The sequence below is a fragment of the Nocardiopsis halotolerans DSM 44410 genome (genome assembly GCF_000341065.1).
In the GTDB taxonomy this organism is placed as follows: Bacteria; Actinomycetota; Actinomycetes; order Streptosporangiales; family Streptosporangiaceae; genus Nocardiopsis; species Nocardiopsis halotolerans.
The window spans coordinates 1-12,250 of the sequence record NZ_ANAX01000399.1; the positions used below are offsets into that span (position 1 = coordinate 1).

The window sequence follows — 12,250 nt, forward strand, 5'->3', positions numbered from 1 at the left end:
AACCCCACACAACTAACGAAAAGGTCAGTAGAGCTCATCTCAAAAGCTCTGCGAGGTGTCCCTGCGCCTGGCATGATCACAACCTGTGAGTGATGTGTCGCCCGAGGGGCTCTGGGAGATCGTCGAGTCGCTGCTGCCTCCCGCGCCGAAGACCGGCCGTCCCCGTGTGGGTCCGTGTGGGTCGACGAGCCGTGTTGACCACGGTGCTGTTCGTCCAGGCCCCAGGGTGTTCCTGGGAGAGGGCTGGTGGCCTGTTCGGCGTCACCCGTGCCACCGCGCACCGCTGGTTTCAGACCTGGACCGAGACGGGCCTGTGGCCCACGATCCACCGCATGATCTTGGAGGAGCCGGGCAGACGCGCCCTGCTGGACTGGTCCCGCGCCACCGTCGACTCCCAGTCGATCCGCGCCAAGAGAGGGGGAGAGCACGGGGCCAAACCCCACCGATAGGGGCGAACCCGGCTCCAAGCCCCACCTGCTGTGCGACCATCAGGGATTGCTGCTGACCTGCGCGGTCTCCGCGGCCAACGTCAACGACATCGAGGCACTCAAGCCCCTGGTCCGGGGCACCCCGGCGGTGCGGTCGCGGCGAGGCCCCCGGCGACGGCGTCCGGTCAAGCTCCACGGCGACAAGGCCTACCACTTGCGGGATCAGCGCCGCTGGCTGCGCGAACGTGGGATCGGGGTGCGCTTGGCCCGTCCTGGCATCGAGTCCTCCCAACGCCTGGGGCGGCACCGGTACAAGGTCGAGCGCTCGATCGCCTGGCTGGGCTCCTACCGGAGGTTGAACGTGCGTTGGGAGCGCAAGGCCTCCACCTTCCTGGTCATGCTGGGAATTGCCTGCATCCTCATCTGCTACAAGCACCTGGCCAAGCACGCCGATGACTTTTGAGATGAGCTCTCAGCTGTTCCGCTGACAGCCCGTGCATGGTGGGTTGTCGTCGATCAATCTACCAAAACCACCCCTGCTTTTTGACTATTCTTTAAAACATATCCCCCAGTCCAGAAACTTTAAATTTCGAGAGGTTCATATTTCGACAAGGGACTTTGGCTCGAGGGAATAGAAAGACGTTCGAAGGCGGAGCTTCGGCTGATGCTGCCGCGGATCCGCAACGGCAGAACCAGGCGTCCGCCGAGGGCGAGCTGGTCCAGGAGCTTCACTGGGACGTCACCGGCGCCGACGGTGAACTGGATGCGGTCGTAGGGTGCGTGCTCAGCCAGACCGGCCGCGCCGGGACGGGGGTGGTCTCAATCGGTCAACGCATCGCCGGTGATGAAAAGTTGCGCTCGGGCGGAGGGCGCCGCGGGCGCCTCATCGCCCCGCGGCGGCTCCGCCGGGACACGTCGGGGGCCGGGACGACGTGCCGAGCTCTACATGATTCGCGCTACCAGCGAGATCCGGCGCAGCAGCGCGGCGAGCCCCCAGCAGCACAGGACGCCCAGGGGCACCAGCACCGTGAACTTCACGACCGCCGGGGCCACGAGGCCCTGGAGCGCTAGCGCGAGGCCGACCAGCACCGCCGGGTGGATGACGTACACGGCGAAGGCGTTGGCGGAGAGGAACCGTCGGACAGGGCCGCTTCCGGGCGAGAGGCGTCTGATCACGACCAGGACCACCGCACTCAGCCCGACCCCGAGGACGGACATCGCGATCCCGGAGGCGATGTTCGCCGCAGCGGGCGCTGGCGACAGGATGTGCGGGCCGAGCAGGGCGATCGCCAGTACCGAGGCCGCCGCTCCGAGGACGGCCACACTGTCTGGCATCCGCTCCAGCCAGCGACGACGTGCCGCGAGCACTCCGACGGCGAACATCAGCACGTACTGGGGCAGGAACGACGGCGTCGGCAGCCCGACGACCGGCCAGAAGGTCCCGTCGGGAACGACCTGGCGCCACAGCACCATCGCGGGCGCCATCACCCCCATGAGACCGACCATCACGCCAGCGGCGTCCCTGCGACGAAGCGAGTCGGTGCCTATGGCGGTCGAGCTCGCAGGGGTGTCGATACCTGACCCCGCGTCCTTCCAAGCGCGTCGGCGCCCAGTCGACGCTGCTGCGAGTCCGGCGTACGCCAAGGAGAGAATCAGCAGCACCTCAAGGAACCAGGCTGGGCCGGCATCGATCGTGACCAGGTAGTACATCGGATAGGAGAGTCCGCGAGGGTCGTCGAACCAGGCGTGCAGGCCGGCGAGAGGGCGCACGATGAGTACGAAGGCCAGCAGCGGCAGCCCGAGCCGGATCAGACGGTCGCGAGCGAAGACGCGAGGGCCCTTGCGGTCCAGGGAGCCGGGGACGAAGTAGCCCGAGACCAGAAAGAACAGCCCCATGAAGTAGCTCTGGTTGGTCACTATCAGCAGATCCAGGACGAAGGCCGACGGATCTTGCGGCGCCTCGTGGTAGTACCAGATCGGAATGTGACTGTAGGTGATCGCGGCGTGGTGGGCGAGCACCAGGACGGTCAGCGCGACACGGACGGTGTCGATCCACGGCAGTCGAGGGCGAGGGGCGGACGGGGCGGAGCCGACGGCGGTCATCGCATCCTCAGCGCCGTGTCGAGTGCGGCCATCCCGACGGCCACGCCGAAGGCCACCAGCAGTACCGGCGACGTCGTGACCGGCATCGTGAACGACCACCCGCCGAGCATGTCGCTCACCGCGTCGATCGAGGTGAGGAGTTGTAAGAGCGACAGGACCGCGGTCAGCAGAGCGGCCGCCAGGATGATCGTCGCCGCCACGACGATCACACCGTTCGCCATCGGATGCTCTCGTGCCCATCGGTGCCTCGCCGCTTCCCAGGTGCCGTCGGCGGGCTGAAGGCGCGTTGTCGTCGCCGGCGTACGCAGCACGGCGCGGCGGAACCCGTGCTCCGAGGTCTCGATCTCGAGCTTCGCGCCGTCCTCCAGGACGAATCGGGCCGGGGAGGAGGCGCGCTCGACGACCTCACCGTCCCGCGACAGCGTGATGTTCTTCCCCAGCGTGAACAATCGCAACCCCACGCGGTACCGATGGCCTGCATGGTCGACCTCTACTGCGGTACTCGTGAATCCGTGCCAGAAGTTCATGGTCCTCTCTCTTCACCCCAGCAGATCAATACGGTTGTATCGCAAAGTCCGATGCTACCGTATCGCAATACTTGAGCGGCCGGAAGGGGACACCGATGACGCGAGGACCAGGTGCACAGCACGACAGGCGGGTCATGCAGCTCGCCGACGCCGCCGTCCGTGTGCTCGAACGGGATGGACTGGTGGCGCTGACCTTCCGCAATGTCGCGGCGGAGGCAGGCGTCTCTCCCGGGCGCGTCCAGCACTATCTTCAAAACAGCAAAGGGCTGGCCACCATCACGTTCCGTCGGGTGCAGGAGATGGTGGCCGAGGGTGTGCGTCAGGCACTCGAGGACGGATCTGCGTCCTCTTCGCGTGAGGTCGTGGCGGCGACGCTGAGCGCGCTCCTCCCGATCACGGAGCAGCAGCGCTCCATGCTGCGCGTCGCCTACGTCGTCGAGCAGTACGCCCTCACCGACCCCGAGCTCAGTGAGGAGCTCCGCAAGGGCCGTGTTGGTCTGGTCGACTTCCTGGCCCAGCAATTGGTCATGATCGATGCCGCCCAGGGGCGGCCGGGGCATGAGGATTCCCCGGACGGGAGCAGCAGCTCCGCATTCGACGCGGCCCGGCGCGCAGCGATCACGCTGCTGGCCACGGCCGACGGGCTGTCGTCGCTGATCCTCACCGGAACCATCAGCGGCGAAGAGGCTCGTGACCTGCTGGCCGAGTCGATCGACCTCGTTCTGGCCCCCGCCCCGGACCTGTCCTGAGCACGACCGTCCTCGGCAACCGGTCGTCCTGGGCTCCGTAGAGCCACCGCACCAGGGGAAGAGGGCCGAACGCGCCCATGACGTTCAGCTGAACAAGGCCATCGGGTTTGTGTCGCCCGGGGCGAGGGTGAGTCGTTCCTTGAGGGGCTCGACGAGGGCGCGGACGGCCGGCAGCGCGTGGCGCAGCTCGGTCAGCATGGCCGGGTCGGGCTCAACCGCGATGACGTTGATCCCCAGCGCGACCAGTGTGGCGGTCAGCTTGCCCGTGCCGGCGCCGAGGGCGAGTACGCGCGGCCCGGGGCGGGTTCGAGTGCCCAGTTCGCCGCGGCACGCGCGTAGTCCGGGCGGTCGCTCACCGTTCGCGGGGTTTCGTACCCGCGTGTCGTGGTGGTCGGGTGTGTTCCGCCCGACTCGGGGCCACCACCGTTCGTGAGGTCGGTCGCACTGATCCGGTGGCCCGGGTGGACCGGATCCGCGCGGTCGCCGTCTCTGCGAGAGTGGGGGCGGGGCACGGCACATCGTGCCCACAGCACCAACAGCGAGGAGGGGCGATGATCCTCATCGTCGTCAAGTTCCGGGTCAGGCCCGAGGTCGGGAGCGACTTCCTGGACGCGGTCGCCGACTTCACCGCGGCCACCCGCGCCGAGCCGGGCAACCTGTGGTTCGAGTGGTCCCGCAGCGTCGAGCGCGAGAACGAGTTCGTGCTCGTCGAGGCGTTCAAGGACGGCGCCGCCGAGGCGCACGTCGACAGCGACCACTTCCGTGACGGGCTGGCCGCCATGAAGCCGCTGCTCACCGAGACCCCGCTCATCGTCAGCCGGGTCGTCGAGGGCGAGGGCTGGGACCGGATGGGCGAACTCACCATCGACGAGTAGGTCCCACGTCCGGGGCCGACACGGTGGTGCGCGCGGCCCCGCGCGGGGCCCGGTGTGTCCCTCCGGGATCAGGCGCCGACGGCCTCCTGAGCCGCCCGGTAGAACAGGGCGATGGTCACCGCGCCGGGGTCCGGGATGCCCAGGGCGGACGCGCCCACGTAGCTGGTGCGCCCCCGGCGGCCGACCAGCTCGCTGGTCTCCTCGGCGCCCTCGCGCGCGGCCGACGCCGCCGCCCGCAGCCCCTCCTCCAACCCCGAACCTGCGCCGACCGCCGCGGTCAGGGCATCCGACGCCGGGGCGATCGCGTCGACCATGGTCCGGTCCCCGACACTGGCCGACCCCAGCCGGGTCACGGTCGTCCACCCCTTCCTGGTGGCCTCGTCCAACATCGCCAGGGTGAAGCCCCCGGCGTCGGCGCCCACCTTCCCGAAGTCGCGGAACCACATGCCGAACAGCGGCCCGCTGGTGCCGCCGCTGTGGGTCAGGAAGGTCTCGCTCATGATCTGGAAGAGGGTCCCGGCCGCGGTCGCCTCGGCACCGGCCATGGCCTCGCGCGAACGGCGCAGCGCGGTGACCATGTTGGTCCCGAAGTCTCCGTCGCCGCTGCGGCGGTCCAGGTCGGTGAGGTAGTCGGACTTCTCCACGACCGTGTCGACGAAGCCGTCGACCCACCGCTGGACGTGCGAGGGACTGAGCTGCTCTGCCATGCCGGTGCTCCTTGGATGGACGGGTCTACCACGTGAGTGCGGGAGTGGCGGCCGGGGCGTCCCACAGCTCCAACACCTCGTCGTCGGCGCGGACGAGGGTGACCGAGCAACCCGCCATGTCCAGGGAGGTGACGTAGGAGCCCACGAGCGTGCGGGCGATGTCGATCCCGGCGCGGCCGAGGACGCGTTCCACCTCGCGGAACACCCCGTACAGCTCCAGGTCGTGGGTGGCCCCCAGACCGTTGACGATGGCGATCACCCGCTCGCCGCGCCCGAGCCCCAGCGCCTCGACCAGGGGTGACACCATCTGGGGGACGAGCTCGCTGGTGGGTCCGAACGCGCGCCGCTCCCGGGCCCGTTCGCCATGGATGCCCACGCCGAACTCGACCTCGTCCCCGGGCAGCTCGAACGACGGCTGCGACTGCCCCGGGTGTGCGCCCGCGGCCAGCGCCACGGACAGGGTGCGGCTCTGGGCCGCGACCCTGCGTCCGAGAGCGGCCAGCTCCGCCAGGTCCGCGCCGCGCTCGGCCGCGGCGCCGCAGACCTTCTCGACCGCCACGACCGCCGCCGTCCCCCTGCGTCCGGGGCCCTCGCCGTCGCCGGTGTCGGTGGCCAGGTCGTCCTCGACCAGGACGAACTCGCTGTCCACGCCCTCGTCGGCCAGGAGTTCCCCTGCGATGCGGAAGTTGAGCACGTCGCCGGTGTAGTTCTTGACCACGTGCAGGACGCCGCGGCCGGTGTCGACGGCCCGGGACGCGGCCCGGATCTGCACGGCCGTGGGCGAGGCGAAGACGGCCCCGGGCACGGCGGCGTCGAGCATGCCGGTACCCACGAAGCCCACGTGCAGGGGCTCGTGCCCCGAACCGCCGCCGGAGACGACCGCGACCTTGTCGCGGGCCGGATCGGCGCGCGTGACGTAGGCGGGGTCGTCATGGAGGCGCACGTGGCGCGGCCAGGCCGCGGCGAACCCCTCCAGCGCCTCGGACACGACGTCGCCCGGTGCGTTGGTGAACTGGCGTCTCAAGGGCACACTCCGTGGTCCGCGGTGGTGTTCTCGGGCGCCTCATACCTAGCCACGCGCCGCACCATCCAAACGTTTCCCTCCCTGCGCATCACTCACCTCACCGTGCCATATGCGCGCTATGAGCATGATCCCGGAAAACCTTGCGTATCCCTGCGTGAAACGCGCATTATGGCGGTGTTCACATGCGCGAAACGAGCAGGAGTGATGATGCGCCACCAGAGTCTGCTGGACGCCGTCACCGACGGCGTCCAGCGGGTGGAGGACCTCGCGCGGGAACTGGGCATCAGTCCCTCCACCGTGCGGCGCGGGCTGAGCGAGCTGGAGAGGGCCGGAAAGGTGGTCCGCACCCACGGTGGCGCGGTCCCCGCGTCCGCGGGCGCCGAACTGTCCTGGACCCAGAAGAGCCTGCGCGACGCCCCCGCCAAACGGCGCATCGCCGACCACGCCGCCGCACTCGTCGAGGACGACCACGTCGTCCTGCTGGACGCCGGAAGCACCACCACCTTCGTGGCCGAGCGCCTGGCCCGCCGCTCGGGTCCGACCGTGGTCACCTCCGGGCTGGGCCCCATGGCGGCCCTGCACGACGCCGAGGGCATCGAGCTCATCGTGGTCGGCGGGCGCGTACGGCGGCGGCGCGGCTCCATCGTCGGCGACTACGCGCACGGCGTCCTGGACCGCATCACCCCGCACATCGCCTTCGTCGGCGCCGACGGCGTCCTGCCCGGTCGCGGCGTGAACTGTCCCAGCCCCGAGATCGCCGCCGCCAAGGAGCTCCAGATGCGCAGCGCCCGCCGGGTGTGCGTCGTCGCCGACTCCACCAAGGTCGGCGCCGCCGACCACCCCTACTGGGCGGTCGTCCCCGGTCCGTACGACCTCATCACCGACGACGGACTCGGCGCCCGCGGACGCGAGGCCCTGGACGCCGACCCCTCGTGTACCCCCCACATCGTTCCGGTTCACGCGGACCCGCGACCGGAATGACTCCCCGAAAGGCACCATGATGGAAGTACAGCTGCTCGCCGCGCTGCTCCTGGGCGTGGCCACCGTCATCGTCCTCATCCTGTGGTCGCGGTTGGACGCCTTCGTCGGTCTGCTCGCCGGGGCCATGGTCACCGGCCTGGTCGCGAGCGTCCCCGCACCCGAACTGGTGGAGCACATCACCACCGGCTTCGGTAACACCCTCGCCGGGATCGGCATCGTCATCGCCCTGGGCGTGATGATCGGGACCATCCTCGAACGCAGCGGCGGGGCCGACGCCCTGGCCAAGGCCTTCGTCCGGATGGCCGGTCGGGGGCGCGAGGACGCGGCGATGACCGCCACCGGCGCGGTCGTGTCCGTCCCCGTCTTCTGCGACTCCGGGTTCGTCATCCTGCACCCGCTCGCGCGCTCCCTGGCCCGGCGCTACGGCAAGCCGCTGGTGGTGATGAGCCTGGCCCTGGCGGGAGGGCTCTCCATCACCCACCACCTGGTCCCGCCCACGCCCGGACCGCTCGCCGCCGTCGGCCTGCTCGGCGCCGATCTGGGCACGACCGTCCTCCTGGGCGGGGCCATGTCCCTCCTGCTCATCCCCGTCGTGGTGGTCTACGCGCGCTACATGGGCCCCCGGCTGGAGGCGAGCGTGGAGTCGGGCCTGGTCCCCGAACAGGCGGCGGAGGACGCCGTGGACTCCGGGCGCGACCTGTCGAAGGAACCCCCGGACCCGGGGGTGAGCGCGACGGCCGCCGCGATCCCGCTGCTGCTGCCCCTGCTGCTCATCGTGGGCAACACCCTCACCGGCGCCCTGGCCGAGGGCAGCCTGGTCGCCGACGTCTTCTCCTTCCTCGGCACGCCCGCCATCGCCCTGCTCATCGGGCTGGTGATCGCGGTCTACACGCTGCCGCCCCGGGGCACGCGGCGCGGGGAGGTCGTCTCCTGGCTGACCGCCGCCGCGGCCTCGGCCGGGATGATCGTGTTCATCACTGGAGCGGGCGGGGCCTTCGGCGAGGTCCTGCGTGCCTCCGGGGTGGGTGACGCGCTCGCCGACGCCGTCGCGGGCTGGCCCGTGCCGATGTTCCTGCTCCCCTTCGTCATCGCCACGTTCGTCCGCCTGGCCCAGGGGTCGGGCACGGTCGCCATCATCACGGCGGCCACGCTCAGCGCGCCCATCGTGGAGGCGTCGGGGACCAACCCGGCGCTCGCCGTGGCCTCCGCCTGCGCGGGGTCGTTCGTCTTCTCCTACGTCAGCGACTCCTACTTCTGGGTGGTCACGCGGTTCACCGGGCTCTCCGGCGGCGCGGCCGTGAAGATGTGGAGCGCGATGACCACGATCCTGTGGCTGGGGGGGCCNGCTGGTGCTGGGACAGGGGAGGTGACCGTGGCCCAGATCCTCGTCCTGTCCGACGACCTCACCGGAGCCAACGCCACCGGTGCGCGCTTCGCGCGGTCCGGTATGCGCGTGGCCTCGGTCGACGCCGGGCACGCCCGGCGGGCGGCACCGGCCTACGACGCGGTCGTGGCCAACCTGGACAGCCGCCACCTGGACGCACCAAAGGCCGCCGACCTCGTCCGGTCCACCGTGGAACGGCTCTGGCCGGTGGAGCTGGTGGTCAAACGCACCGACACCACGCTGCGCGGCAACGTCGGCGCCGAACTGGAGGCCGCCTGGCAGGCGGTGCGCGACCGGTCGCCGCACGGCTCCCGCACACGGGTGTTGTTCGCCCCCGCCCACCCGGCCTCCGGGCGGATCACCGTCGACGGAGTCCAGCTGCTCGACGGGGTCCCCCTGGAGCGCACCCAGCTGGCCCTGGACCCCCTCAACCCCGTGCGCACCAGCGTGGTGGCCGACATCGTCGCCCAGCAGAGCGACCTGGCCGTGCGGCACCTGTCGCTGGGCCGGGTCACCCGGTCCGACCTCGTCGACGCACTGCTCGGCGGGGACGAACCGGTCGTGCTGTGCGACGCCGTCACCGAGGAGCACCTGGCCGACATCGCCCGCGCGGCGGTCGAGGCGAGCCGCCGGGACGGAACCGTCTGGGTCGCCGCCGACCCGGGCCCCTTCGGGGCGCTGCTGGCCCGAGAGCTGGGCCTGCGCGGCACCACGCCCGCCCCGGGGCCGGTCCTGGCCGTGGTGGGCAGCGCCACGGAACTGACCCGGCGCCAGCTCGACGCCGTCGCCGCGGACGACGCGGGCGGCTCCGTGGAGTTCGTCGACATCGACGCCCGGCGCCTCACGGGCGACCCCGGGTACCCGGCCCAGGCGGCGGGGCTCCTCGCCCGCCGCCTGGGGGAGGCGTCCTTCCCCGCGGCCGTCGTCGTGCGCACCTGCGCCTCGGCCGAGGACGTCGTGCGCCTCCCGGCCCCGGCGCGCCGGGCCATGCCGGGAAGGCTCGCGGCGCTGGTCGCCGGGGCCGTCGGCCGGGCCGCGCCCAGCGCCCTGTTCTCCAGCGGCGGCGACGTCACCTCGGCCCTGCTCGCCGAGCTGGGGGTGAGCGCCCTGGACGTGGGCGGCGAACTCGTGCCGCTGGCCGTGTACGGCCGACTCGACGGCGGCCCGCTGGACGCGACCCCGATCATCACCAAGGGCGGACTGGTGGGGGACGACGACACCATCGTCCGCTGCCTCGCGCGGCTGCGCGACACGGTCCACGACAGGCTGCGCGGTGTGCCCGCGCGGCTCCCGAGCCAAGGAAGAGGAACATGACTGAACGCCCGACCCTGGCCATCACCGTCGGCGACCCCGTCGGTATCGGCCCGGAGATCACCGTGCGCACCCTCGCCGAGGTCGGCGCCACCGCTCCGGCCCGCGGGGTGGTCGTGGCCGACCCCGCCGTGCTGCGCCGCGCGGTCGGCGTCCTGGGGCTGGACGCCCGGGTGCGCGCCGTGTCCTCCTGGGACCTGCCCCCAGAGGAGGAGCGGACGATCGACTGCCTCGACATCGGCGAGCTCGGCGACACCGAACTGGAGTGGGGGAGGGTCGACGCGCGTGCGGGGGCCGCCGCGGTCCGTGCGATCGAGGTCGCCACACGCGCGGCCCTGGAACGGCGTGTGGACGGGATCGTCACCGGTCCCATCAACAAGGAGGCGATCTGGGCCGCGGGCAGCCGCCACCTGGGCCACACCGAGATGCTCGGCGAGCTGACCGGTGTCACCCGACAGAACACCATGTTCGTGGTGCGCGGCAAGAAGATCTTCTTCGCCACCCGCCACGTCTCGCTGCGCGACGCCCTGGACCGGACCAACGAGGAGCAGCAGGTGGGCGCGATCACCGAGGCGCTCACCGCGCTGCGCGTGTTCGGCCACGACGAGCCGACGCTGGCGGTGGCGGCGATCAACCCGCACGGCGGCGAGAACGGCGCCTTCGGTGACGAGGAGATCCGCCACCTGGCCCCGGCCGTGGAGCGGATGCGCGCCTCGGGCGCGGACGTGGTCGGGCCGGTCCCGGCGGACTCGGTCTTCCACCGGCTGCTGACCGGCCACTACGACGGTGTGCTCTCCCAGTACCACGACCAGGGGCACATCGCCGCCAAGACCTTCGACTTCGACGGGACGATCTCGGTGACGGTGGGGCTGCCGATCCTGCGCACGTCGGTGGACCACGGTACGGCCTTCGACATCGCGGGCCGGGGGGTGGCCGATCACGGCACCATGCGGTCGGCCTTCCTGCACGGGGCCGACTTCGCCCGCTTCGCCGACCGCATCCGGGCCGAGTACGGGAGCTGACCGGGGGAGGAGCGCCGCCGTCCGTCCGCGCGCGGGGTGCGGACGGACGACGGGACGGTCAGGCGCCCAGGCCCGACATCAGGTCGGCGAACGGGGTCGGCTCCTCGTAGGGGTCGTCACCCCGGGAGGAGCGCTCGGCGGCCAGCGCGGCGAGCTGGCGCCCGGCGCGGTCGATCCGCTCGGAGAGTTCCCGGCCGCCGCCCTCGCCCGCGCCCCAGTCCTCCGAGGCCGCGTACACGCCGGTGGGAGCGACCACCGAGCGGGTGTGGGCGAACATCGGCCGCAGGGCGTGCTCCAGCACCAGCGAGTGGCGGGGGGGGGNCGGCATGCCGTCCAGGTCCTCGGGGTCGACCACGTCGAAGAAGGACTTGAACAGGCCGCTGTAGGAGGCGTTGAACACCGGGGTGACCGCGATGATCCCGTCGGCCCGGGCGATGTCGTCCAGCACCGCGCGCAGTTCACCGGTGGGCACGCGGGTGGTCATCGCGTTGACGACGTCGTGCGCCACCTCGCGCAGTTCCACGGTGCGGGTGCGCACCTCCTCACCGCGCTCGCGCAGCGACTCGGCCGCGGCGGAGGTCAGCCGGTCGGCGAGCAGGCGGGTCGAGGAGGGGGTGCTCAGCCCGGCCGAGACGGTCACCAGTGTGCGGGTCGCCATCTGTCCTCCTGGAAAAAGCTTCTTGAGAAGTAGTTGTAAGACGAAACTAACACGGTGAACAGTGGGAGGGGCGGGGGTATTCCGTCGCGGGTGGCGTCGGGTCGGTGAAGGCGCTGGTGCGCTCCACGGCGCAGGATCGCTTTCTTTGCGAGGTGTTTACACGCGAGTTAAGGATGGCTACGCTCATGGGAGCGCTCCCGCATGAGCTGGATCACATGCGGCGGGTGTGAGTGCCCAACGATCTCCAGTCCATCCCCCGACGACAGACCCGCGCCCCGGCCTGGGCCTCAGAGCTGGGAGCGCTCCCACCAGCGGTGATCCCCCACCCTCCACGGAGGCCGGCGTGCCCCGCGCACCACCACATCCCCCGTACCACCCGGATTCCACGCATCCGTCGGAGACCTCGTGCGTCCCGACACTCTCGTCCCTCTGGCATCACCCCCCACCACGAGGAAAGAAGAGATGAGCACACCCCCCCGTG

At 71.0% G+C, this 12,250-nt stretch carries 11 protein-coding genes and 2 pseudogenes; 7 read left to right on the plus strand and 6 right to left on the minus strand.

Annotation, left to right across the window (positions count from 1 at the left end):
• Positions 1-85: 85 nt before the first annotated feature.
• Positions 86-891 (plus strand): annotated as a pseudogene (locus tag D455_RS33370) (IS5 family transposase).
• 119 nt (positions 892-1,010) lie between these two features.
• Here the strand turns inward: D455_RS33370 and D455_RS33375 are convergent.
• From D455_RS33375 to D455_RS34360, 3 genes are all read right to left on the minus strand, one after another.
• Positions 1,011-1,220, minus strand: a complete 210-nt coding sequence (locus tag D455_RS33375) for a hypothetical protein (protein ID WP_275040918.1) — start codon at positions 1,218-1,220, stop codon at positions 1,011-1,013.
• A 150-nt stretch (positions 1,221-1,370) separates the two neighbouring features.
• Positions 1,371-2,531 (minus strand): acyltransferase family protein, encoded by a 1,161-nt coding sequence (locus tag D455_RS0128410; RefSeq protein ID WP_017574041.1) that lies wholly within the window; start codon positions 2,529-2,531, stop codon positions 1,371-1,373.
• Complete coding sequence (locus tag D455_RS34360; protein WP_017574042.1) at positions 2,528-3,058, minus strand: hypothetical protein; 531 nt, start codon at positions 3,056-3,058, stop codon at positions 2,528-2,530. Before D455_RS34360 ends, D455_RS0128410 begins: the two co-directional genes overlap by 4 nt.
• Before the next feature lie 134 nt (positions 3,059-3,192).
• On the opposite strand from D455_RS34360, the gene D455_RS0128420 reads away from it, so the two are divergent.
• Positions 3,193-3,807 (plus strand): TetR/AcrR family transcriptional regulator, encoded by a 615-nt coding sequence (locus D455_RS0128420; protein ID WP_017574043.1) that lies wholly within the window; start codon positions 3,193-3,195, stop codon positions 3,805-3,807.
• A 551-nt stretch (positions 3,808-4,358) separates the two neighbouring features.
• Positions 4,359-4,682, plus strand: coding sequence for a putative quinol monooxygenase (locus D455_RS0128430; RefSeq protein ID WP_017574045.1), 324 nt, complete (start codon positions 4,359-4,361; stop codon positions 4,680-4,682).
• A 68-nt stretch (positions 4,683-4,750) separates the two neighbouring features.
• On the opposite strand, the gene dhaL is transcribed toward D455_RS0128430, so the two are convergent.
• Positions 4,751-5,389: a dihydroxyacetone kinase subunit DhaL gene (gene dhaL, locus D455_RS0128435; protein WP_017574046.1), complete on the minus strand. Its 639-nt coding sequence runs from the start codon at positions 5,387-5,389 to the stop codon at positions 4,751-4,753.
• 25 nt (positions 5,390-5,414) lie between these two features.
• On the minus strand, positions 5,415-6,413 hold the full coding sequence (locus D455_RS0128440) for a dihydroxyacetone kinase subunit DhaK (protein ID WP_017574047.1): 999 nt from the start codon (positions 6,411-6,413) through the stop codon (positions 5,415-5,417).
• 207 nt (positions 6,414-6,620) lie between these two features.
• On the opposite strand from D455_RS0128440, the gene D455_RS0128445 reads away from it, so the two are divergent.
• The 4 genes and pseudogenes from D455_RS0128445 to pdxA all read left to right on the plus strand — a co-directional run bounded on the left by D455_RS0128445 (position 6,621) and on the right by pdxA (position 11,111).
• Entirely contained in the window at positions 6,621-7,394 is a 774-nt protein-coding gene (locus D455_RS0128445) for a DeoR/GlpR family DNA-binding transcription regulator (RefSeq protein ID WP_026123069.1), read from the plus strand.
• 19 nt (positions 7,395-7,413) lie between these two features.
• Positions 7,414-8,730, plus strand: a pseudogene (locus D455_RS31980) (GntP family permease); the annotation flags it as partial.
• 36 nt (positions 8,731-8,766) lie between these two features.
• Positions 8,767-10,092: a four-carbon acid sugar kinase family protein gene (locus D455_RS0128455; RefSeq protein ID WP_026123070.1), complete on the plus strand. Its 1,326-nt coding sequence runs from the start codon at positions 8,767-8,769 to the stop codon at positions 10,090-10,092.
• Complete coding sequence (pdxA, locus tag D455_RS0128460; protein WP_017574050.1) at positions 10,089-11,111, plus strand: 4-hydroxythreonine-4-phosphate dehydrogenase PdxA; 1,023 nt, start codon at positions 10,089-10,091, stop codon at positions 11,109-11,111. The genes D455_RS0128455 and pdxA overlap by 4 nt, the downstream gene beginning before the upstream one ends.
• Positions 11,112-11,169: 58 nt before the next feature.
• Here pdxA and D455_RS0128465 read toward each other — a convergent pair whose 3' ends face one another.
• Entirely contained in the window at positions 11,170-11,769 is a 600-nt protein-coding gene (locus tag D455_RS0128465) for an FMN reductase (RefSeq protein WP_017574051.1), read from the minus strand.
• Between the last annotated feature and the right edge of the window lie 481 nt (positions 11,770-12,250).

Excerpts from the sequence above, each read along its gene's own strand:
- D455_RS0128410 (WP_017574041.1), bottom strand. The coding sequence starts at position 2,531 with ATGACCGCCGTCGGCTCCGCCCCGTCCGCCCCTCGCCCTCGACTGCCG.
- D455_RS34360 (WP_017574042.1), bottom strand. The coding sequence starts at position 3,058 with ATGAACTTCTGGCACGGATTCACGAGTACCGCAGTAGAGGTCGACCAT.
- D455_RS0128420 (WP_017574043.1), top strand. The coding sequence starts at position 3,193 with ATGCAGCTCGCCGACGCCGCCGTCCGTGTGCTCGAACGGGATGGACTG.
- D455_RS0128430 (WP_017574045.1), top strand. The coding sequence starts at position 4,359 with ATGATCCTCATCGTCGTCAAGTTCCGGGTCAGGCCCGAGGTCGGGAGC.
- dhaL (WP_017574046.1), bottom strand. The coding sequence starts at position 5,389 with ATGGCAGAGCAGCTCAGTCCCTCGCACGTCCAGCGGTGGGTCGACGGC.
- D455_RS0128445 (WP_026123069.1), top strand. The coding sequence starts at position 6,621 with ATGCGCCACCAGAGTCTGCTGGACGCCGTCACCGACGGCGTCCAGCGG.
- pdxA (WP_017574050.1), top strand. The coding sequence starts at position 10,089 with ATGACTGAACGCCCGACCCTGGCCATCACCGTCGGCGACCCCGTCGGT.